The 20,382-nt window shown below is 72.9% G+C and carries 20 protein-coding genes and 1 pseudogene; 13 read left to right on the top strand and 8 right to left on the bottom strand.

The window, feature by feature from the left end:
- Window positions 1–28: 28 nt before the first annotated feature.
- Window positions 29–415, top strand: coding sequence for a cold-shock protein (locus tag ACSMXO_RS40015; protein ID WP_101368382.1), 387 nt, complete (start codon window positions 29–31; stop codon window positions 413–415).
- Here the strand turns inward: ACSMXO_RS40015 and ACSMXO_RS40010 are convergent.
- The gene (locus ACSMXO_RS40010) at window positions 376–1,218 is read right to left on the bottom strand and encodes a 1,4-dihydroxy-6-naphthoate synthase (protein ID WP_455415922.1); all 843 of its coding nucleotides are present in this window, start codon (window positions 1,216–1,218) and stop codon (window positions 376–378) included. The two genes, ACSMXO_RS40015 and ACSMXO_RS40010, sit on opposite strands and share 40 nt — an antisense overlap.
- A gap of 494 nt (window positions 1,219–1,712) precedes the next feature.
- On the opposite strand from ACSMXO_RS40010, the gene ACSMXO_RS40005 reads away from it, so the two are divergent.
- Window positions 1,713–2,516, top strand: coding sequence for a GNAT family N-acetyltransferase (locus ACSMXO_RS40005; RefSeq protein ID WP_455415921.1), 804 nt, complete (start codon window positions 1,713–1,715; stop codon window positions 2,514–2,516).
- Between the two features lie 64 nt (window positions 2,517–2,580).
- Here the strand turns inward: ACSMXO_RS40005 and ACSMXO_RS40000 are convergent, their stop codons facing one another.
- Both ACSMXO_RS40000 and ACSMXO_RS39995 read right to left on the bottom strand, forming a co-directional pair.
- On the bottom strand, window positions 2,581–3,225 hold the full coding sequence (locus tag ACSMXO_RS40000; protein ID WP_455415920.1) for a futalosine hydrolase: 645 nt from the start codon (window positions 3,223–3,225) through the stop codon (window positions 2,581–2,583).
- Window positions 3,225–4,871, bottom strand: a complete 1,647-nt coding sequence (locus ACSMXO_RS39995) for an MFS transporter (RefSeq protein ID WP_455415919.1) — start codon at window positions 4,869–4,871, stop codon at window positions 3,225–3,227. Before ACSMXO_RS39995 ends, ACSMXO_RS40000 begins: the two co-directional genes overlap by 1 nt.
- A 118-nt stretch (window positions 4,872–4,989) precedes the next feature.
- On the opposite strand from ACSMXO_RS39995, the gene ACSMXO_RS39990 reads away from it, so the two are divergent.
- On the top strand, window positions 4,990–5,811 hold the full coding sequence (locus ACSMXO_RS39990) for a DUF3027 domain-containing protein (protein WP_455415918.1): 822 nt from the start codon (window positions 4,990–4,992) through the stop codon (window positions 5,809–5,811).
- A gap of 27 nt (window positions 5,812–5,838) precedes the next feature.
- Here ACSMXO_RS39990 and ACSMXO_RS39985 read toward each other — a convergent pair whose 3' ends face one another.
- Entirely contained in the window at window positions 5,839–6,042 is a 204-nt protein-coding gene (locus tag ACSMXO_RS39985) for a DUF2530 domain-containing protein (RefSeq protein WP_346257330.1), read from the bottom strand.
- Between the two features lie 171 nt (window positions 6,043–6,213).
- Between ACSMXO_RS39985 and ACSMXO_RS39980 the strand changes: the two genes are divergently transcribed.
- The 6 genes from ACSMXO_RS39980 (at window position 6,214) to ACSMXO_RS39955 (ending at window position 11,936) form a co-directional block, all read left to right on the top strand.
- Window positions 6,214–7,683 (top strand): NCS2 family permease, encoded by a 1,470-nt coding sequence (locus ACSMXO_RS39980; protein ID WP_455419417.1) that lies wholly within the window; start codon window positions 6,214–6,216, stop codon window positions 7,681–7,683.
- Between the two features lie 86 nt (window positions 7,684–7,769).
- The gene (locus tag ACSMXO_RS39975; protein WP_318398805.1) at window positions 7,770–8,219 is read left to right on the top strand and encodes a MarR family winged helix-turn-helix transcriptional regulator; all 450 of its coding nucleotides are present in this window, start codon (window positions 7,770–7,772) and stop codon (window positions 8,217–8,219) included.
- Window positions 8,220–8,323: 104 nt separating this feature from the next.
- Window positions 8,324–9,610: an MFS transporter gene (locus tag ACSMXO_RS39970; RefSeq protein ID WP_346257144.1), complete on the top strand. Its 1,287-nt coding sequence runs from the start codon at window positions 8,324–8,326 to the stop codon at window positions 9,608–9,610.
- Window positions 9,611–9,715: 105 nt separating this feature from the next.
- Window positions 9,716–10,594, top strand: a complete 879-nt coding sequence (locus tag ACSMXO_RS39965) for a maleylpyruvate isomerase N-terminal domain-containing protein (protein ID WP_455415917.1) — start codon at window positions 9,716–9,718, stop codon at window positions 10,592–10,594.
- Between the two features lie 151 nt (window positions 10,595–10,745).
- Entirely contained in the window at window positions 10,746–11,255 is a 510-nt protein-coding gene (locus tag ACSMXO_RS39960) for a hypothetical protein (RefSeq protein ID WP_455415916.1), read from the top strand.
- Between the two features lie 39 nt (window positions 11,256–11,294).
- Complete coding sequence (locus tag ACSMXO_RS39955; protein ID WP_455415915.1) at window positions 11,295–11,936, top strand: 2'-5' RNA ligase family protein; 642 nt, start codon at window positions 11,295–11,297, stop codon at window positions 11,934–11,936.
- Between the two features lie 104 nt (window positions 11,937–12,040).
- Here the strand turns inward: ACSMXO_RS39955 and ACSMXO_RS39950 are convergent, their stop codons facing one another.
- The 4 genes from ACSMXO_RS39950 to ACSMXO_RS39935 form a co-directional block, all read right to left on the bottom strand.
- The gene (locus tag ACSMXO_RS39950) at window positions 12,041–12,421 is read right to left on the bottom strand and encodes a hypothetical protein (protein ID WP_455415914.1); all 381 of its coding nucleotides are present in this window, start codon (window positions 12,419–12,421) and stop codon (window positions 12,041–12,043) included.
- A 44-nt stretch (window positions 12,422–12,465) separates the two neighbouring features.
- Window positions 12,466–13,539, bottom strand: coding sequence for a septation protein SepH (gene sepH, locus ACSMXO_RS39945; RefSeq protein WP_346257149.1), 1,074 nt, complete (start codon window positions 13,537–13,539; stop codon window positions 12,466–12,468).
- Window positions 13,540–13,728: 189 nt separating this feature from the next.
- The gene (gene serC, locus ACSMXO_RS39940) at window positions 13,729–14,856 is read right to left on the bottom strand and encodes a phosphoserine transaminase (RefSeq protein WP_455415913.1); all 1,128 of its coding nucleotides are present in this window, start codon (window positions 14,854–14,856) and stop codon (window positions 13,729–13,731) included.
- A 223-nt stretch (window positions 14,857–15,079) separates the two neighbouring features.
- Window positions 15,080–16,186: a citrate synthase 2 gene (locus ACSMXO_RS39935; RefSeq protein ID WP_346257151.1), complete on the bottom strand. Its 1,107-nt coding sequence runs from the start codon at window positions 16,184–16,186 to the stop codon at window positions 15,080–15,082.
- Window positions 16,187–16,432: 246 nt separating this feature from the next.
- On the opposite strand from ACSMXO_RS39935, the gene pdxH reads away from it, so the two are divergent.
- The 4 genes and pseudogenes from pdxH to ACSMXO_RS39915 all read left to right on the top strand — a co-directional run bounded on the left by pdxH (window position 16,433) and on the right by ACSMXO_RS39915 (window position 20,243).
- Entirely contained in the window at window positions 16,433–17,086 is a 654-nt protein-coding gene (pdxH, locus tag ACSMXO_RS39930; RefSeq protein ID WP_455415912.1) for a pyridoxamine 5'-phosphate oxidase, read from the top strand.
- A 149-nt stretch (window positions 17,087–17,235) separates the two neighbouring features.
- A pseudogene (locus ACSMXO_RS39925) lies at window positions 17,236–18,474 on the top strand (MFS transporter); the annotation flags it as partial.
- Window positions 18,475–18,652: 178 nt separating this feature from the next.
- Entirely contained in the window at window positions 18,653–19,591 is a 939-nt protein-coding gene (locus ACSMXO_RS39920) for an aldose 1-epimerase family protein (protein WP_455415911.1), read from the top strand.
- Window positions 19,592–19,619: 28 nt separating this feature from the next.
- Window positions 19,620–20,243 (top strand): nitroreductase family protein, encoded by a 624-nt coding sequence (locus ACSMXO_RS39915; protein ID WP_455415910.1) that lies wholly within the window; start codon window positions 19,620–19,622, stop codon window positions 20,241–20,243.
- Window positions 20,244–20,382 lie beyond the last annotated feature (139 nt).

The following is a 20,382-nucleotide window of genomic DNA, read 5'->3' as shown; positions in this document are numbered from 1 at the left end:
ATCTCATCAGGGGAGTCGAGGTCTTCAGGTGCCGACGGGTCGAGTGAAGTGGTACGACGCGGCCAAGGGATACGGGTTCGTCACCAGTGACGAGGGTGGCGACGTATTCCTGCCGAAGGGCGCGCTGCCGGCTGGTGTCACCGACCTGAAGGGCGGCCAGCGGGTCGAGTTCGGCGTCGTGGACAGCCGCCGGGGCGCGCAGGCGCTCGGGGTGAAGCTGCTGGACGCGCCACCGTCCATGGCGGAGCTTCGCCGCCGGCCGGCGGAGGAGCTGCACGGCCTGGTCGAAGACATGATCAAGGTACTGGAGGCGAAGGTCCAGCCGGACCTGCGCCGGGGCCGGTTCCCCGACCGGAAGACCGCGCAGACGGTGGCTCAGCTCGTCCACGCGGTCGCCCGCGAACTGGAGATCTGAGGAGTCAGTCCGGCGGCCGACGCGCGGCCGAGCAGGGCGTCGACCGCGGCCTGGCCCTCGGCGCCCAGCTCGGCGGTGAACTCGTTGACGTAGAGCGCGATGTGCCGGTCGACCACGTCGCGCTCCATCTCCTGGGCGTGCGCGAGCACGTACTCCTCGGTGCCGGCCGGGTCGGCCCAGGCCCGGCGTACCGAGTCGCGGATCCAGCCGGTTGCCTCGGCCGGGTCGACGGAGCCCTTGCGGGCCAGGATCGCGCCGAGCGGGATCGGCAGGCCGGTGTCGGCCTCCCACCACTCGCCGAGGTCGACCAGGGCGGTCAACCCGTGCCGGGGGTACGTGAACCGCGCCTCGTGGATGACCAGCCCGGCGTCGTACCGGCCGGCTGCCACGCCCGGCATGATCTCGTGGAACGGGACCACCTCGATCCGCGCCGGTGGTCGCTGCGCCGACCAGAGCCGGAACAGCAGGTACGCCGTGGTCCGGTCGCCGGGCACCGCCACGGTCGCCCCGGTCAGGTCGGCGCTGCGGCCCGTCCGGTCTCCCCGGGTCAGCACCAGCGGTCCGCAGCCACGGCCCAACGCCCCGCCGCAGGGCAGCAGGTGGTAGTCGTCGAGCAGCCAGGGCAACGCCGCGTAACTCACCTTGACCAGGTCGTACGCCCCGCGTTCGGCGGCGGTGTTGGTGACGTCCACGTCGGCGTAGGTCACGTTGACCGCCGGGGCGTCGGGCACCAGCCCGTGCACCAGGGCGTGGAACACGAAGGTGTCGTTGGGGCAGGGCGAGATCGCCAGGGAGAGCGGCACGGGTCCCACGCTAACCCGGCCGCTCCCGCCGCCATCCGGCCGTCCGCGACCGGTTGGCTAGCTCACGTCCGCTTGGTTAGCTCACGTCCGCCGCCGCCCCCTGAACACCCTCGCCCGGAGACTGTCGAGCTGGGTGCATGAGCGGGGCGGTGGGGTCTGGGCCCTGGTGGGTGGTTGGTGTGGGGGCTGTCGAGCTGGGTGCATGAGCGGGGCGGTGGGGTCTGGGCCCTGGTGGGTGGTTGGTGTGGGAGCTGTCGAGCTGGGTGCACAGACGGGGCGGGTGGTCTCGGCGAACCGGTGGTGGTCGGTGCGGCGGTGGACCCCGGGTGCACAGGCGGGGCAGCTCGACAGTCTGCGGAACGACATAGCACTGGTCCGGTGCTGGGTCCGGATCAACCAGCTGTCCACGGGTTTATCCACAACCTGGTGCCGTTATCCACAGGTCGACGATGCGGGCTGGCGGACTCGACCGGGTGCCGGAATTATCGATGCCCATGACGGGGCAGGGTGACCCGGTCGACCTGGGCGGACTGCTCCGGCAGCTCCGCCGGCAGGCCGATCTCAGCCAGCGTGAGCTTGCGGTCCTGGCGGGGGTGCCGAAGAGCACCATCTCGCGGATCGAGGCGGGGCGGGCCCGTGATCCGAAGTTCCGCACGGTCGAGCGGCTGGTGCTGGCCGCCGGCGGCACGTTCGGGCTGGACGGCTTGCCTCCGCATCCGCACGAGCACCGCCGCGACCAGGGTGGCCGGCGCTATCCCGCCCACCTCGACGTGCGGGACGTGTACGGGCCGAAGGACTGGCCGGGAGCCTGGTGGGCGCACTGGTACACGCTGCCGCCCGAGCGATGGCCGCTCAGGGTGCCGGAGGCGACCTTCGACCTGTGCCGGGATCGGCGCGACCGGCGACGCTGGCGCGAGGAGGTACGCCGTCTGGTGCGGCTGCGTCCGGTGACCGAGGGCCTCCCGCCCGGTGGCTGGCAGTGGGTGGCCGAGTTGCCCGACGGCGGGCTGGTCGGTGAGCTGCGGGCCCACCTGCGCGGGCGGCATCCGGTCGAACTCTGCTCCCTGGCCGAGCCAGACCGGGAGGTGGTGCTGGACGGGATAGTGGTCGTCGCGGAGTGCCGGGGGCTGGGCATCGGGCGTCGACTCGTCACCGAACTGCTGGCCGAGATGGATCGGGCCGGGATCCGGGTCGCCCAGGCCATCACCGAGTTCGACGGCGTGGAGTTCCTGGTCCGCTGCGGGTTCCGGCCCGAGTCGAGCCGGCCAGTGCGGCTGACCCTGCACCGCCCTGACTGACGAGGAGCGTCGGCGCAACCGATCCGGGCCGGCGCAACCGGTCCAGCCCGGCGCCACGGTCGGCTCAGAGCTTCGGGCCGACCGTGGCGAAGGCGGCGGTCAGGGCGGCGAAGGCGTCGCCGATCCGCCACGCGGAGCGGTCCCGGGGCCCGATCGGGTTGGAGATCGTACGCAGCTCGGCGAAGGGGAGTCCGGCGGTGACGGCGGCGGTGGCCACCCCGTACCCCTCCATAGCCTCGGCCACCGCGTCCGGGTGCCGGGCCAGTAGGGCGGCGGTGGTCGCGGTGGTGCCGGTCACGGTGTTCAGGGTGAGGACCGCGCCGGTGACCGCCTGCGGCAGCCCGGACCGGAGCACGTCCAGCAGAGCCGGGTCGGCAGGCAGGGTGGTGGTGCCGAAACCCAGCTCGTCGAGGGTGAGGAAACCGTCCGGCGATTCGGCGCCGAGGTCGGCCGCGACGCTGCGGGTCGCGACCACGATCCCGCCGACCGGAGCCCGGCCGGGAAAGCCGCCGCCGATGCCGGCGCTGAGCACTCCCCGGTACGGTCTCCCGGCCGCCTCGGCCAGCGCGATCAGCCGGGCGGTGCCGGCGGCGGCCGCGGCCGGGCCAACCCCCACCGGCTCGACGGTGACCGCGTCGGCGACCAGGCCGGCACGTACCGCCTCGGCCTCGGCCGCGACGGCCGTGACCACGAGTATCGCCTCGCCCACTACTTCCCCCGGGTTTCCCGGCGCGAGCCCTCCTCGCCCGGTCCGGAGCCGGGTACGGCGGACGACGGCCGGTAGATGTGGTAGCCGGGGGGCGCGAGCTGCGCGTCCTCGTCGCTCTCCGCCGCTACGTCGCTGGCCGGCTCGTCGGCTTCGGGACGGTGGGCCACGGGGGCCGGGGAGGTGGGCGCCGAGTGGTCGCCGGTGGGCGCCGGGTCCTCGCCGGATCGCCGGTCGTCGGGCTGTTCGCCCTCGGCCATCGCCCGTCCGGACAGCCGCTCGCCGCGCAGCCGGGTGGCGACGACGAACGCCCAGACGGTACCGACGGCGGCGAGGCCGGTGAGCAGGCCGACCCCGAGCCGGCCGTCCAGCGGTACCAGGCCGAGCCCGCCGCCGGCCACGAAGGCCAGCATCAGCACCGTCTCGGAGTGCGCGAACCCGGTGGCCCGGAGCCGCTCCGGGACCCGTTCCTGGATCGAGGCGTCGACGGCCAGCTTCGCGATGCCGCTGATCACGGCGGTGACCAGGCAGAGCAGGGCGACCAGCAGCAGCGAGAACCGCAGTGTGGCCAGTACCCCGACCCCGGTCACCGCCACCAGGCCGGCGGCCTGGAGCACGACCGGGCGGTGGATGCGCAGCCGGGTACCCAGGGCGGTGGCCAGGAACGTCCCGATGCCGAGACCGGCGCCGACCACCCCGAGCGCGACCTCCGCGCCGTGCTGGCGGCCGAAGAGTTCGGTGTCCAGGTCGCCGGCCTTGATCGCGAAGGCGAGGAAGAGCAGCAGGAAGCCGTAGACGCCGCGCAGGACGGCGCTGCCGACCAGGGCACTGATCACCAGCCGGCCGCCGGGGCCGCTGCGGCTGAGTGCCCGTTCCCGCCCGTTCCGGCCGGGGCGGAGCGCCTGGAAGGCCCTGGGCACCGTCTCCGGCGGGTCGGAGTCGGCCCGGGGTGGCAGGCGCAACGCGATCACCATGCCGACCAGGAAGATCACCGAGGCGACCCGGAGCGGCCACTGTGGACCGAACCAGAACGCGGCCAACCCGATCGGCAAGACCACGCCGCCGGCGATCGAGCCGTACACGCTGGCCCGGGCGCCGGCCTGGGAGAGTCCGATCCCCTCCGGCAGCAGCCGGGGCACCGCCGCCGACCGGGCCACCCCGTACGCCCGGGACAGCGCCAGTACGCCGAAGGCGGCCGGATAGAGGCCGAAGCCGTGGATGTAGTCCGAGATCAGCCAAGCCAGGAAGGCCCGCCCGAGCATGGTGGCGGCCAGGGCGTAGCGGCGCCCGTGCCGGAAGTGATCGAGCAGCGGCCCCACCACCGGGGCGAGCAGCGCGAACGGCACCATGGTGATCAACAGGTAGAGCGCGACCTTGCTCCGTGCCTCGCCCAGCGGGGCGTTGAAAAAGATCGTCCCGGCCAGGCCGATCGTGATCAGCGTGTCGCCGGCACACGAGGCGGCGTGCAGGTCGAAGAGCCGGACCATCCCGGTCTCGCCGCCGGCGCCCTTGGCGCGTACCCGGGCGACCCGGCGGGTCGTCCAGCGGGCGCTGCCGAGCGAACCCCGGAAGAGCAGCCTCACGGCCCGGATCGCCGTACCGACGACACGCCCGGGGACCGATCGCCCAGAGCGGGTGAACAACGGCATGAGCATCATCCTCGCCCATCCGGTCGACGACCGTCGGATCTGTGCCGAGATATCTCTGCGGTGAAAAGTGCCGGGGAGTGCCGCCGACCCGCCGTCAAGGATAGGCAAGAATGGGTGAGTGACCAGGAGCACCGCGGCCAGAGCCGTCCGTCTCGACCAGGTCTGCGCCAGTGCCGTCGACGTGGCGCGGGAGGGCATCACCGAGGTCGACCCGGCTGACGTCGGCGACCACCAGGGGGCGATCGCCGAGGGCGACCGCCTCGTGACGCATCTCTTCGAGTGCAAGATGGCCGGCTACCAGGGCTGGCGGTGGGCCGTGACGGTGACCCGGGTGCCGCGCAGCCGGCACGTCACGATCTGCGAGACGTTCCTGCTGCCCGGCCCGGACGCGTTGCTCGCGCCGAGTTGGCTGCCCTGGCAGGAGCGGCTCCAGCCGGGCGACCTCGGGGTCGGCGACCTGCTGCCCACCCCGCCGGACGACGAGCGGCTCGCCCCCGGCTACCTGCTCTCGGACGATCCGGCGGTGGAGGAGACGGCCTGGGAGCTGGGCCTCGGGCGGCCCCGGGTGATGTCCCGGGAGGGCCGGATCGAGACCGCCCAGCGGTGGTACGACGGCGATCACGGGCCGAGCGCGCCGATCGCGGTCGCCGCACCGCGGGCCGCCCGCTGCGGCACCTGTGGCTTCTATCTCCCGCTGGCCGGCGCGCTGCGGCAGTCCTTCGGCGTCTGCGGAAACTTCTTCGCCCCGGACGACGGCCGGGCGGTCAGCGCCGACCACGGCTGCGGGGCGCACTCCGAGACGCTGGTCGAGTCGGCCGAGACGCCGGTCGAGGAGCTGCCGACCATCTACGACGACAGTGAGGTCGAGGCGGTCGCGGTCAGCCGGGCACCCGGCTCGGTCGGGGCCACCGAGCCCCCGGAGCCGTACGGGCACGGCTGACCGAGGACTCCCGCGACGGGGACTCCCTCAGCCGCCGGCGCGACGGCGACGGCGGTTGGCGTCGTGCCGGAGCATCACGGCCAGCCCGGGGAAGCCCGCGAGGAAACCGGCCAGGCAGGTCCAGAGCCAGTGCTCGCGGCCGGTGTCGGCGAGCCAGTCCCGGAAGAAGACCAGTAGCACCAGCCCGACGACCGCCCAGACCACGATCCCGGCGACGGCGAACGGGACCATCGGCGGGTCGAGCGGCTCGATCCGCGGCTCCTCCTCGGGCACCGCTCCAGCGTACGGCCGTGCTGGTGGGGGTTGGTAACCGGGAAGGACTTTGCCGGTAACCGGTGATCTGGGACGATGCCCCGATCAACGATGCCCCGATCACTCTCGTACACCCCCTGCGAGGATCCGATGGACAACGCCCCGACGAAGCCGGCCGGCCGGTCCGGCGCCGGTAACGCCTTCGACCGGTACTTCGAGATCACGGCGCGCGGCTCGACGCTGGGCCGGGAGGTGCGCGGTGGGCTCGCCACGTTCTTCACGATGGCCTACATCGTGGTGCTCAACCCGCTGATCCTGGGCAACGCGGTCGACTCCGACGGCGCCAGGCTGGCCATCCCGGCGCTGGCCGCCGCGACCGCCCTGGTGGCCGGGGTGATGACGATCCTGATGGGTGTGGTCGGCCGGTTCCCGCTGGCCCTGGCCGCCGGGCTCGGCGTCAACGCGCTGGTGGCGTTCGAGATCGCCCCGCAGATGACCTGGGCCGACGCGATGGGCCTGGTGGTGATCGAGGGTGTGATCATCGCGGTCCTGGTGCTGACCGGGCTGCGTACCGCCGTGTTCCGGGCGGTGCCGACGCAGCTCAAGACCGCGATCGGGGTGGGCATCGGACTGTTCCTGACGATCATCGGGCTGGTCGACGCCGGGTTCGTCCGGCGGATCCCGGACGCCGCCAACACCACGGTGCCGGTCGGGCTCGGCATCGGCGGCAAGCTGGTGACCTGGCCGGCGCTGGTCTTCGTACTCGGGCTGCTGGTCACGCTGGTCCTGGTGGTACGCCGGGTCAAGGGCGCGATCCTGATCGGCATCCTCACCTCGACCGTGCTGGCGATCGTGGTGGAGGCGATCGCCAAGGTCGGTCCGTCGGTGGTGGACGGGAAGCCCAACCCGGCCGGCTGGTCGCTGAACGTGCCGGCGCTGCCGGAGCGGGTGGTGGACACCCCGGACCTTTCCCTGCTGGGTCACTTCGACCTGCTCGGCTCCTGGCAGCGGGCCGGCGTACTGGTCGCGCTGATGTTCGTCTTCACGCTGCTGATCACGGACTTCTTCGACACCATGGGCACGATGGTGGCGGTCGGCCAGGAGGGCGGGCTGCTCGACGAGCAGAAGATGCCGCCGCGTACCCGGGAGATCCTGCTGGTGGACTCGGTGGCCGCGGCGGCCGGCGGTGTGGCGAGTACGTCGAGCAACACGTCGTACATCGAGAGTGCCGCCGGGGTCGCGGAGGGCGCCCGGACCGGGGCAGCCAACCTGGTCACCGGTGGGTTGTTCCTGCTGGCGATGTTCCTGGCCCCGCTGGTCGTGGTGGTGCCCTTCGAGGCCGCCTCCGTGGCACTGGTGATCGTCGGGTTCCTGATGATGACCGCGGTGCGGACCATCGACTGGAACGACTACGAGATCGCCATCCCGGCGTTCCTCACCATCGTGCTGATGCCGTTCACCTACTCGATCTCGAACGGCATCGGGGCCGGCGTGATCACCTTCGTGCTGGTCAAGCTGGCCCGGGGCAAGGCACGGGAGGTGCACCCGCTGCTCTACGGGGTGGCCGCGCTCTTCGTGGTCTACTTCCTGCGCGGCCCGATCGAGACCGTGCTGTTCTAGCCTGTGGAACAGCACGGCGCCGGGTCTCGGTGACAGTGGTCATAATCGGTGGTCGTTAGCCTAGCTTATTAGTTAGGCTAACGACCGTGACGGAGTGGACGGTGATGGCGAAGCGCATGCCACCGGCGCAGCTTGCGACGTTGCTGCGCGATGCGATCACCAGACTCAACCGACGGGTACGGCAGACCCGGCCGGTCGGCGATCTCACGGGGACCCAGCTCTCCGCCCTGACCAGCCTGGAGCTGGCCGGTGCGCTGACGCCCCGCGAACTGGCCGACACCGAACGGGTCCAGCCGCCGACGATGACCAAGATCGTCGCGAAGCTGGAGGAGCGCGGCCTCGTGCAGCGCACCCCCCATCCGACCGACGGCCGACAGGTCATCCTCTCGGCCACCGACACCGGCCGCGCGATGCTCGCCCAGTTCGACCGGGCCCGCAACGAGTGGCTGGCCGGCCGGCTCGCCGAGCTGACCCCGGAGGACCGCGACGCGCTCCAGCGCGCCGCGGAGATCCTGCAGAAGGTGGCGCGCGACTGAGCGCCGCAGAGGACCGGGTCCGCTTCGTCCGCTAGGACCTTCCGGCCGCAATGTCGAGGCCGGAGGTCGGGATGACGCGTACGACCCGAGGAGGCGCACCCCGAGTGCGGGCAAAGCTGAGCACCACCTTCCAGTCCCTGACGGTTCGCAACTACCGGCTCTTCGCCACCGGTCAGCTCATCAAGCTGATCGGCGTGTGGATGATGTTCACCACGCAGGACTGGCTCGTCCTGGACCTCTCGGACAACTCGGCCTCCGCGCTCGGCGTGGTCATCGCCCTCCAGTTCACCCCGGTGCTCCTGCTGACCCTGCTCTCCGGCCGCCTCGCCGACCGGTACGACAAGCGCGTGCTCCTCTTCGTCGCCAACTGCACCTGGAGTCTCCTGGCGCTCGGCATGAGCGTGCTGGTGATCACCGGTGTCGTGCAGCTCTGGCACGTCTTCGTCTTCGCCGCGCTGCTCGGGGTGGCGAACGCGGTCGAGACTCCGGTACGCCAGTCCTTCGTCTCCGAACTCGTCGGCACCCCGCTGCTGCCCAACGCGCTGGCGCTCTCCGCCGCCACCTTCAACTCGGCCCGGATCATCGGCCCGGCGGTGGCCGGCGTGGGGATCGCGCTCTTCGACGTCGGCCCGGTCTTCCTGGTCAGCGCGCTGAGCTCGGTCGCCCCGGTGGTCTTCGTGGTGCTGATGCGCTCGGCCGAGCTGCACCGCGACGAGCTGCCGCCGCTCGCCGAGCGCGGCTCCGCCCGGGTGATCGACGGCCTCCGGTACGTCGCCCGCCGGTCCGACCTGGTGCTGCCGATGGTGCTGATGTCGGTGATGGGGCTGGCCCTGTTCAACTTCCAGCTCACCCTCTCGGCGCTGGCCAAGACCACCTTCAACACCGGCGCCGCCTCGTTCGGCCTGTTCACCACCGCGCTCGCGGTGGGCGCCCTGGCCGGGGCGCTGGCCGGCAGCGGCCGGCGCAGCCGGCCGTCGGTCTGGGTGGTGCTGGGCGCCGCCGTGGCGACCGGCGCCTGCGGCACCCTGGTCGGACTCGCCCCGACGTACTGGCTGGTGGTGGCCTTGCTGCCGCTGACCGGGTTCTTCATGGTCTTCTTCGCCCAGGCGTCCAACCAGCGGGTGCAGCTCGGTGTCGACGCGGCGTTCCGGGGCCGGGTGATGTCGCTCTGGGTACTGGTCTTCCTCGGCACCAACCCGGTCGGCGCGCCGATCATCGGCTGGATCGCCGAGCGCTTCGGTGCCGGCGCGAGTATCTGGATCGGCGGTCTGATCTCGCTGACCGCCGCCGGTACGGCACTGATCTGGCAGTTGCACCGTACCGGTACCCGGCTCCGGCTGCGCATCCTCCCGTTGCCCCGCTTCTACGTGGTGCATCCCGCCGACATGTGAGGCACCCGGCGGAGGTGTCCGGCGCCCCGGGGCCGCGCCGTCGACCGTCGCGCGTCGATGGCGCGGCACCCTGCGGGCGTCGGACCCCTCTGGTTAGCTGACCTCATGCTGCGTGTGCGACTACTGGAGTGCCTGGCCGCCGACCAGGCCCGGCTGCGTCAGGTCGCGTCCGCCGATCTGGCTGCGGCCGTGCCGAGCTGTCCGGACTGGACCGTCGCCGACCTGGTCCGGCACGTCGCAGTGGTCTATCTGCACAAGGTGGAGTGCATGCGGACCGGGCGGATCCCCTCGTCGTGGCCGCCCGAGCTGTCCGCGGAGGAGCCGTTGGCGCTGCTCGACCGGGCGTGCCTCGCGCTGCGCGCCGAGTTCGACAGCCGGGATCCGGCCGCGCTCGCACCCACCTGGTACGACCCGGACCAGACCGTCGGCTTCTGGCTCCGGCGGATGGCGCAGGAGACGGTCATCCACCGGGTGGACGCGGAACTGGCGACCGCCCAGCCGGTCGCGGAGATCCCCGCCGACCTCGCCGCCGACGGCATCGACGAGCTGCTGCGGATCCTCCTGGGATACGGCACGCGGCGGTGGCCCGAGGACTTCACCGACGTTCTCCCCGATCCCGCGGTCCAGGTCCTGGCCACCGCCGGGCCGGCGAGCTGGCTGGTCCGGCTCGGCCCGGACGGTGCGACGGTCGCGTCCGACCGGGCATCGGTCGCCCGGAGCGGAGCGGCGGTGCCGGTGCAGAACGGCCGGCCGGACGCGGCACCGGTCCGGAAGCCGGCCGGTGCCGGCGCGGCCGGCGGCAGAGCCTCCGGGGCGGGAGAAGGCCCGCCGGCCGAGGTCGGGCCGGCGGCGACCATCAGCGCGAGTCCGGAGCGGTTGCTGCTCTGGCTCTGGCGGCGCTCGGCCGACGACGCCGTCAGTTGGGCCGGCGACCGGGCGGCGGTCGAGCGGCTGCGCCTGGCACTCGCCCCGGCGACCCGATGAATGAACCTTCCACCCTGAACAGCGCGGCGGGTCCGCCCCGACTCTCCACCTGCGGCCACGGCGGACCGCAAGGGAGGTTGACAAAGGTGCAATATTCGTTGATTGCAAAACCGGTGGCGGGCCGGGGTGCCGCCGGTTAGCGTCGGAGGATGTGGCCATCGTGCATGCTTTCGCGCTGCCGCTGGCCCTCCTTGCCGTAGCCGGCCTGCCGGCCGCCGTGGCCGCGCTGATCTGCGCCGACGAGCTGATCGACCGGTTCGCCTGCTGGTTCGCCGACCGCCGGGACAGCCGCCGGTTGCGCCGGGCGATAGACCGCCTCGACCGGGCGTTCGAAGTGGACGCGCTCGCCCGCGAGGTCGACCTCACCGAGTTCGACCGGGTGGACCACCCGGCGATCGAGCGGATCGCCGCCGACCTGCGCCGGCTGGGCGACCAGCGGCTGAGCCTCGCCGGGCGCTCCCGGCTCTGGCAGGACGCGGTGCTGGAGGCGTACGACGACCGGCTGCGCCTGGCCAGCCGGTGCCTGGGCGTGGCCGAGCACCTCGGCGACCTCGACGGCGTCGACCTGGAGATCGAGCGGGTACGCGTCGAGGGCGAGTTGCAGGCCGCCGGCCTGATCCTGCCGTCCCCGCACGCCGGGCCGCGCCAGGGCAGCGGTTGACCCGCCGACCGGCGACCCGCTGCCGGAAGCGGCGCTGAGGTGCGACTCTTCGTGGCCGTCTATCCGCCGCCGGAGGCGCTGGACGACATCGTCGCGCAGACGCACCGGCTCCGGATCGGCGCGGCGGCCGACGCCGGGATCAACGTACGGCTGACCGCCCGGTCGACCCTGCACGTGACCGTCGCGTTCCTCGGCGAGGTGCCGGACGACCGGTTGTGCACAGTGGAGGAGGCGCTCTCCCGGGCCGTTGACCTGTGGCGGCACCCGCCGGTCCGGCGCCGGCGCGCGGCCGACCGTCGGACCGGATCCGTCGAGCCGGAGGCGGGCGGTGGGCGGCGGGCGCCCCGGCTCCAGCTCGGCGGCGGTGGGCGGTTCGGGCGGGGGCGGTTCACCGTGCTCTGGGTCGGGCTGCTCGGCGAGGTCGACGCGCTGCACCGGCTGGCCGCGACGGTCCGGCGGGAGTTGCGCCGGTCCAGGATCCCGTTCGACTTCCGGCCGTTGCGGCCGCACCTCACCCTGGCCCGCCCCGGCGACCGGCTGGACCGGGAAAGCCTCGACGAGGACCTGCGTACCCTCGACGGGTATCTCGGGCCGTCCTGGCCGGCGACCGAGCTGGTGCTGGTACGCAGTCATCTCGGCCCCCGGCCGACGTACGACCGGCTGGCGACCTGGCCGCTGTAGCGGCTCCGGCTCCGGTGGGTGCGCCCAGACTTGTCCCTTCCCTTTCGGGCTGAACTGGCGCGTCCAGGTCAACGTGGCGGATGATCTGGCGGCGCCCAGCTTCCTCAGCCGTCCGTGACTGCTTTTCGCAGGGCCACGGCCTGGCTGACCGCGAAGGCTGCGACCTCGACGGCCACTGCGGCGAGGAGCACGGTGAACGCACCGTCCCACGGCCGGACCGCCGCGAACGCAGCGAGCAGGGTGGCCGCTACGACGTTGGCGGTGAGCACCGCCACCAGCCACGGGCGGAGCCTGGGACGCCGGGCGACGCGGTGGAGCGCGAACGCCCAACCGCCGACACCGACCGCGATCGCGATGGTCACCGCCGGTGGCATGGTCAACCGCTCGGACACCGGATTGACGAGCAGGATCAGCGACACCGCCGCCACCGCGCAGTAGATCGCGTCGAGCTGCAACGAGAGCCGTCCGGCATGCCGTGTCCGCATGGCCGCGACGGTACCGCAGACCCCGGGCCGGAACGACTATGTCGTCAGGAGGTTTCGCGGGCGGCGGGGCCGCTGCCGAAGAGGACGTCGTCCCAGCTCGGCAGGCGCTTGCGCGGCTTGCCGGAGGCGTCACCGGACTCACCGGAGCCCGGCCCGGTGGCGGCGCGGCGTGGCCGGAGCACCGCCAACGACGGTACCGCCGGGACCTCCTTCGGCGCGTCGGCGTCGTCGTCGAACGCGGAGCCGGAGCCGCCGCCGAGCAGTGCGGCGGCGCCACCGGAGACCGGACGCTGCCGGGGCGCGTCCGGCGACGCCATCGACGCGGCCGGGTCGAGGCCGCGCCCGGCGGTCGAGCCGAGCGGCCGGTCGAGCCCGGCGAGCAGCGCGTCCCGGCCGGCGCGGATCGGATCCCGGCCGGGCCGGGCGTGGTCGCCGGCCGCCGCCGGCAGGCCGTGCCCGCCACGACCCGGCTCCACCCGGGACGGACCGGGCAGGGCGTGGCCGCCGCGTTCCGGCGCGGGCTCCTGGCCGAGTAGCGGCGCAGGGCGCTCGGCGCAGAGGTATTGCGCCATGTCGTCGTGCGGCGTCACCGCCTGGCGCGCCTTGTCGAGATCCCAGATCGCCTGGGCGGTGGCCTTGCCGGAGGGCCAGGTCGCGATGATCCGCCAGGTGCCGTCGTCGCGCCGGTAGGCGTCCCAGGAGATCTTCTCGGTGTCGATGCCGTGCTGGGAGAGCCGGCCGTCGACGATCTCGGCGAGCGGCGCCTGGTTTTCCGCGTTCTTCAGCCGGGTCCGCCGGGCGTGCTGGGCGAGCATCGCCCGCTCCTGGAGCACCGGGCCGGCGTAGCGCAGCACCCGGTCGACCGGAACCCCGGCGATCCGGGCCACGTCCTCGGCGGACTCGCCGGAGCGGATCCGGGCCTGGATGTCCCGGGGCGACAGCGAGGGTGCCGGCTCGGTGCCGGAACCGACCGCGGCCAGTGGCGCGCTGCCGGGCTCGTTGTGCAGGACGGTCGCGACCCGCTCGTCGATCGGCAGCGCGAGAAGACGGCCCACCTCGTCGGTGAGCACCATAGCTTGGCCGTCCTCGGAGAGGGCGACGAAGCGTACTGGCCGCATCGCGTTGCCTCCGTCCCGCCTCGCTGGCCCCACGCCACAGGTCAGCCACCCGGGCGTCCTCGTCACACGGTACGCCGGTCCGTCACCCGTTGGGGAGAGGCGCGCCCGCATGTCGCGGGTGAGCTGGAGAAATCGATCACTCGGGTCGGGCGGTCCGGCCGACCGGCCCGACCCGAGGGACGGTTCGACTCAGAGTCGGTCCACCACGTAGTCCACGCAGGTGGTGAGGGCTTCCACGTCGCTGGGCTCGACCGCCGGGAAGAGCGCGATCCGGAGCTGGTTGCGGCCGAGCTTGCGGTACGGCTCGGTGTCGACGATCCCGTTCGCCCGCAGCGCCTTGGCGATCGCGGTCGCGTCGACACCGTCGGCGAAGTCGACCGTGGCCACCACATTGGAGCGCAGCGCCGGATCGGTCACGAAGGGTGTCGCCACGGCGGAGCGCTCGGCCCAGCCGTACACGATGGCGGCGCTCTCGGCGGTGCGCTTGGCCGCCCAGGCCAGCCCGCCCTGCGCGTTCATCCAGTCGGTCTGCTCGGCGGCCAGGAAGATGGTGGCCAGCGCCGGAGTGTTGTACGTCTGCTCCAGCCGCGAGTTGTCGATCGCGGTGACCAGGTCGAGGAAGGCCGGGATGTAGCGCCCCGAGGACTTGATCTCGGTCGCCCGGGCCAGCGCGGCCGGCGACATCAGGGCGAGGAAGATCCCGCCGTCGGAGCCGAAGCACTTCTGCGGGGCGAAGTAGTAGACGTCGGTCTCCCGGACGTCCACCTCCAGGCCGCCCGCCCCGGAGGTCGCGTCGACCAGCAGCAGCGCGTCGTCGTCGGCACCGGCCACCCGGCGGATCGGCACCGCGACACCGGTGGAGGTCTCGTTGTGCGGGGTGGCGTAGACGTCGACGCCGGCCTCGGCGACCAGCGACGGCGCGGTACCCGGGTCGGACTTGCGCACGGTGGGTTCGCCGAGGAACGGCGCGTCCTTGACCGACTTGGCGAACTTGGCGCCGAACTCGCCGAAGCTGGCGAACTGGGCCCGGTCCCGGACCAGCCCGAAGGTGGCCACCTCCCAGAAGGCGGTGGTGCCGCCGTTGCCGAGCACCACCTCGTAGCCCTCCGGCAGGGAGAAGAACTCGGCGATGCCGTGGCGCAGCCGGGCGACCTGGTCGCGTACGGTCTTCTGCCGGTGCGAGGTGCCGAGGTACGTCGTGGCGACGTCGGCCAGCGCGGAGACCGCCGCCGGACGCACCTTGGAGGGGCCGCAGCCGAACCGGCCGTCAGCGGGTTTGATCTCGTCGGGAATCCGAATGGTCGATACGTCAGCCACGGTTACGAAGATCCTTCCGGTGGGCCGAGAGGCCCGTGAGCCGAGCGGTTGATCCGGCGACGCTGCCGCCACCCCATCCTCGCACCTTGGTCGCGCGGCCCGGGGGACGATCCCACCGCGGCGACTGAGGTCTGCCCCACATCCGTCCCGGCGCCGGACCGGAGACGACGAAGGGCCCCTCCCCGGTCCGCGGCGGCGGTCGGAGTGGGGCCCTTAGCGCAGCTCAGGCGTTGTGCGGGACGGCGTCCCAGCCCTCCACCTCGGTGGGCTTGCGCGGCCCCGGGCCGGTGTACCGGGCGGCCGGCCGGACCAGCCGCTTCAGCTTCTTCTGCTCCAGGATGTGCGCGCTCCAGCCGCCCATCCGGGCACAGGTGAACATCGAGGTGAACATGTGCGCCGGTACCTCGGCGAAGTCGAGCACCACGGCCGACCAGAACTCGACGTTGGTGGCGAGTACCCGGTCCGGCTTGCGGTTGTGCAGCTCCTCCAGGGCGGCCTTCTCCAGCGCCTCGGCGATCTCGAAGCGGGGCGCGCCCAGCTCCTTGGCGGTACGCCGGAGCACCCGGGCGCGCGGGTCCTCGGCCCGGTAGATCCGGTGCCCGAAGCCCATCAGCCGCTCGCCCCGGTCGAGTACGCCCTTGACGTACCCCTCGGCGTCGCCGCTGCGCTCCACCGCCTCGATCATGTGCAGTACCCGGGACGGTGCGCCGCCGTGCAGCGGGCCGGAGAGCGCGCCGATGCCCGACGAGATGCAGGCGGCGGCGTCCGCACCGGTCGAGGCGACGATCCGGGCGGTGAAGGTGGAGGCGTTCAGGCCGTGCTCGGCGGCGGAGATGAAGTAGGCGTCGACGGCCTTGACGTGCCGGGGGTCGGGTTCGCCCCGCCAGCGCTTCATGAACCGCTCGACGATGGTCTCCGCCTTGTCGATCTCCTTCTGCGGTACGGCCGGCAGGCCGAGCCCGCGCGCCGACTGGGCGACGAAGGAGAGCGCCGTCACCGAGACCCGGGCCAGGTCCTCCCGGGCCTGCTCGTCGGAGATGTCGAGGAACTGGGAGAGCCCCCAGTACGGCGCCAGCATCGCCACCGCGGACTGCACGTCGACCCGGATGTCGCCGGAGTGCACCGGTACCGGGAACGGTTCGGCCGGGGGCAGGCCGGGACCGAACCGGCCGTCCACGAGCAGGGCCCAGACGTTGCCGAAGGAGACCTGGCCGATCAGGTCCTCGATGTCGACCCCGCGATAGCGCAGCGCCCCTCCTTCCTTGTCAGGCTCGGCGATGGCGGTCTCGAAGGCGATCACGCCTTCCAGCCCCGGTTTGAAGTCGGACATGCGCGCTCCTGGATCGGTCGTCCGTGCATTCAGGGCCCACCCGGCGGTACCCGGCGCGAACCCTTGGCGAACTCAGCGATGTATTCGTGCCATCTTGCCTGCTGGGTAACTAACTTTGCGAGAGGTCACGGTTGTGCTACGCGCGACACAACGCGGCAAGGACGGGCCGGCCCCGGGGTCGCCCGCCGGCTCGGCCGGGTCGGCGCCGGTCCTCCGCTTTCGATTGACGAACAGGGATGTGACGTGATGCGGGACACACCGCCGGCCGAACTGCGCCGGGAGTACGGGTCGGCCGACGGGCTCGCCGAGGCGGACCTGGCGCCCGACTGGTGGACGCAGTTCCACCGCTGGTTCCTCGACGCGGTCGCGGCCGGGCTCCCCGAGCCGAACGCGATGGTGGTGGCCACCGCCGACGCCGAGGGCCGGCCCAGCACCCGGACCGTCCTGCTGAAGGGGTACGACGAGCGCGGGCTGGTCTTCTACACCAACTACGGGTCGCGCAAGGGCACCGAGGCGAGGGTCAACCCGTACGCCAGCCTGCTGCTGCCGTGGTATCCGATCCAGCGCCAGGTGGTGATCTGCGGCACGATCGGGCCGGTCGACCGGGCCGAGACGGAGGCGTACTTCGCCAGCCGGCCGCGCGGGTCGCAGCTCGGGGCCTGGGCGAGCCCGCAGTCGGAGGTGCTTTCCGACCGGGCCGCGCTGGATGACCGGTTCCGGGTCGCCGCCGAGCGGTTTCCCGACGGCGTACCGGTGCCGCCACCACCGCACTGGGGTGGCCTGCGGGTGGTGCCGGCGACGGTGGAGTTCTGGCAGGGACGGGCCAGCAGGCTGCACGATCGACTGCGCTACCGTCTGACCGGTGCGGACGATTGGATCATTGAGCGGCTGGCGCCTTGACCGGAGTTGACCCGGACGCCGACCGGGTCGGCGGCGACCCGGCGCCGGACGGCGGGACGGTCGCCGAATCCCCCGCACCGGGGCCGGGCGAGACCGCCGAGCCGGCCGCCGTCGGGAAGGCGCGATCGGGCCGGTTCGCCCGGTGGGCGATGGACGTACGCCCGCTGCGGGTGCCGGCGTACCGGCGGCTCTGGATCGGCAACGGCGTCTCGATGTTCGGCTTCCAGCTCACCGCGGTCGCGGTACCGGTGGAGATGTTCGCGCTGACCGAGAAGTCGCTCTGGGTCGGGCTGCTGGGCATCGCCGGATTCGTCCCGTTGCTGGTCTTCGGCCTCTGGGGCGGCGCGGTCGCCGACGCGGTGGACCGCCGCAAGCTGCTGCTGGCCAGCTCGATGCTGATGTGGCTCTCCACCGGAGGGCTGCTGCTCCAGGCGCTGTTTCGGGTCGGCAGCCCGGTCCTGCTGCTGGTGCTGGTCGCGGTGCAGACCACCGCGTTCGCGATCAGCTCGCCGGCCCGACAGGCGATCATCGCCCGGCTGGTACCCACCTCGCTGGTGCCGGCCGCGAACACGCTCGGCTACACCACCTCCACCGCCGGTGGGGTACTCGGTCCGCTCGCCGCCGGCCTGGTCTTCTCGGCCGGACCGGTCGAGGTGGTGCTGCCGGTGGCGTACGGGGTGGACGCGCTGCTCTTCACCGTCTCGCTCTGGGCCACCTACCGGCTCCCCTCGATGCCGCCCCTGGACGACGGCGGGCCTCCCCGGCGGGTCGGCCTGGCCAGCGTGGTGGACGGGTTCCGCTACCTGGCCACCACTCCGGTACTGCTGCTCTCCTTCGCCGTCGACATCATCGCGATGGTGCTGGCGATGCCCCGGGCGCTCTTCCCCGAGGTGGCGCAGGAGCGGTTCGGCGGCGGTTCGGCGGTCGGCTGGCTGTTCAGCGCGATCGCGATCGGGTCGGTGCTCGGCGGGCTCACCTCGGGCTGGATCAGCCGGGTCCGGCGGCAGGGGTTGGCCCTGGTCTGCGCGGTGGTCGGCTGGGGGCTGGCGATCGCCGCCGCCGGGCTGGCCCGGCAGCTCTGGCTGGCCGTCCTGCTGCTCGCGGTGGCCGGGGCGGCCGACCTGGTCAGCGCGGTCTTCCGGCAGTCGATGTTGCAGGTCTACGCCCCGGACCGGCTGCGCGGCCGGTTGCAGGGCGTGAACATCACGGTGGTCGCGGGTGGCCCCCGGCTGGGTGACCTGCGCGCCGGAACCACCGCCGCCGCCTTCGGGGTCGGCTTCGCCTGGGTCGGCGGCGGGGTGGTCGCGGCCGTACTCGCGCTGCTGCTGGGGATCTTCTTCCCGGCGCTGGCGCGCTACCGGGCGCCGCAGCCGGAGGACGAGGATGCCGAGCCGGGCGCACCCGCCGGTTCCGAGCCGGGCGGTTCCGGGTCCGCCGGTTCCGGGCCGGCCGGTTCCGGGTCCGCCGGTTCCGGGCCGGCCGCTGCGGCCGCCGGTTCCGGCTCGGGCAGCGGCGCGGCGTCCGGCCAGCCGGGCGCCGCCGCCGGGTAACGGCTATCGTCCCGGCATGGACAACGTCAAGGCGGCCCGGCCGCTCTCTGGTGCACAGTGGACGATTTCGGCCGCCGGCCAGGAGGCCGTGGTGGTCGAGGTCGGTGGAGGGCTGCGGGCGTACCGGGCGAACGGCGTCGACTACCTCGACGGGTACGCGGAGGACGAGCTGCCGGCCGGCAGCGCGGGTCAGGTGCTCGCCCCGTGGCCGAACCGGATCCGCGACGGCCAGTACACCTTCGCCGGCCAGGAGTTGCAGCTTCCGCTGACCGAGCCGCAGCGGCACACCGCGATCCACGGTCTGGTCAACTGGCTGCCGTGGCGGCTGGTCGAGCAGCGCCCGGACGCGGTGGTGGTGGGCTGCGAGATGCCGGCCCAGGTCGGCTACCCGTGGCCGCTGTCGCTGCGCGCCCAGTGGCGGGTCGGCGCCGACGGGCTGCGGGTACGCCACGAGGCGACCAACGTCGGCACGGCGCCCTGCCCGTTCGGCTTCTCGGTGCATCCCTACCTGCGGCTGCCCGGGGTCGCCGTGGACGACCTGCGGCTGCGGGTACCGGGTCGCAGCCGGCTGCTGCTGGACGGCCGGCTGCTGCCGATCGGCGCGGCCAAGGTGACCGGCGGGGAGTACGACTTCACCGAGCCGCGCCGGATCGGCCGGGCCGTCCTCGACCTGGCCTTCGGTGACCTCGACCCGGCGCTGACGCACGACTGGGGTTCCAGCGTCACGCTCTCCGGCCCGGACCCGGAGGCGGCGGTGAGCATCTGGGCCGACCCGTCGTTCGGCTGGTGGCAGGTCTTCACCGGGGACACCCTGCTCGGCGACCGCTACCGGCGGTCGGTGGCGGTCGAGCCGATGACCTGCCCGCCGGACGCGTTCCGCTCCGGCCGGGACGTGATCGTCCTCGAACCGGGACAGACCTGGCAGGGGAGCTGGGGCATCCGGCCCGGCGCCTGACGCCTCGGCGAGAGCGTGGAGGGGCGCGATGGAGTTCTCGACGGTCGTCCGGCGGCGACGGATGGTGCGCAACTACGACCCGGACCGGCCGGTACCGCCGGAGTTGGTGGACCGGTTGCTGGAGCACGCCGTCCGGGCCCCGTCGGCCGGGTTCTCCCAGGGCTGGGCGTTCCTGGTGCTGACCGAGCCGGCGGACCGCGAGCTGTTCTGGACGGCGACCACCCCGGAGGGCGCCCGGCGCGACCCGGCCGCCGAGGGGCAGAGCCGGTGGCTGACCGGGATGCGGCGGGCACCGCTGATCGTCGTACCGCTGGCCGACCGCTCCGCCTACCTCGACCGGTACGCCGAGCCGGACAAGGGGTGGACGGACCGCGACGAGGCCCGCTGGCCGGTGCCGTACTGGTACATCGACACCGGCTTCGCGGCGCTGCTGATGCTGTTGACCGCGGTGGACTCCGGGCTCGGCGCGTGCTTCTTCGGCATTCCGCCGGAGCGGACCGGCCCGTTCCGGGAGGCGTTCGGAGTGCCGGAGGGCCTCACCCCGATCGGCGCGCTCAGCATCGGTTATCCGGCAGCGGATTATCGATCGCCGTCGTTGCGACGTGGTCGCCGGCCGCTGGAGACGGTGGTGCACCGAGGACGCTGGGGCTGACATCCTGACCGATGCGGGTCAGGATGCCGCCGGAGGTAGTAACGAAACTGACATCCGTGGACAAACCAAGAGCTCGTCGGAGGTCGCTAGGCTGACGGGCGTCATCGGTACGATGCGGCTCGCGCAGGTGGCGGGCCGC

It is taken from the genome of Plantactinospora sp. DSM 117369 (assembly GCF_053764795.1).
The sequence above is the reverse complement of the archived record's forward strand: the minus strand, read 5'-3'. Positions and strand labels throughout refer to the sequence as shown.

Coding starts and splice junctions, on each gene's coding strand:
- ACSMXO_RS40005 (WP_455415921.1), top strand. CDS start 1,713: ATGACGGGGCAGGGTGACCCGGTCGACCTGGGCGGACTGCTCCGGCAG.
- ACSMXO_RS39995 (WP_455415919.1), bottom strand. CDS start 4,871: ATGCCGTTGTTCACCCGCTCTGGGCGATCGGTCCCCGGGCGTGTCGTC.
- ACSMXO_RS39985 (WP_346257330.1), bottom strand. CDS start 6,042: ATGGTCCCGTTCGCCGTCGCCGGGATCGTGGTCTGGGCGGTCGTCGGG.
- ACSMXO_RS39980 (WP_455419417.1), top strand. CDS start 6,214: ATGGACAACGCCCCGACGAAGCCGGCCGGCCGGTCCGGCGCCGGTAAC.
- ACSMXO_RS39965 (WP_455415917.1), top strand. CDS start 9,716: ATGCTGCGTGTGCGACTACTGGAGTGCCTGGCCGCCGACCAGGCCCGG.
- ACSMXO_RS39950 (WP_455415914.1), bottom strand. CDS start 12,421: ATGCGGACACGGCATGCCGGACGGCTCTCGTTGCAGCTCGACGCGATC.
- sepH (WP_346257149.1), bottom strand. CDS start 13,539: ATGCGGCCAGTACGCTTCGTCGCCCTCTCCGAGGACGGCCAAGCTATG.
- ACSMXO_RS39935 (WP_346257151.1), bottom strand. CDS start 16,186: ATGTCCGACTTCAAACCGGGGCTGGAAGGCGTGATCGCCTTCGAGACC.
- pdxH (WP_455415912.1), top strand. CDS start 16,433: ATGCGGGACACACCGCCGGCCGAACTGCGCCGGGAGTACGGGTCGGCC.
- ACSMXO_RS39920 (WP_455415911.1), top strand. CDS start 18,653: ATGGACAACGTCAAGGCGGCCCGGCCGCTCTCTGGTGCACAGTGGACG.
- ACSMXO_RS39915 (WP_455415910.1), top strand. CDS start 19,620: ATGGAGTTCTCGACGGTCGTCCGGCGGCGACGGATGGTGCGCAACTAC.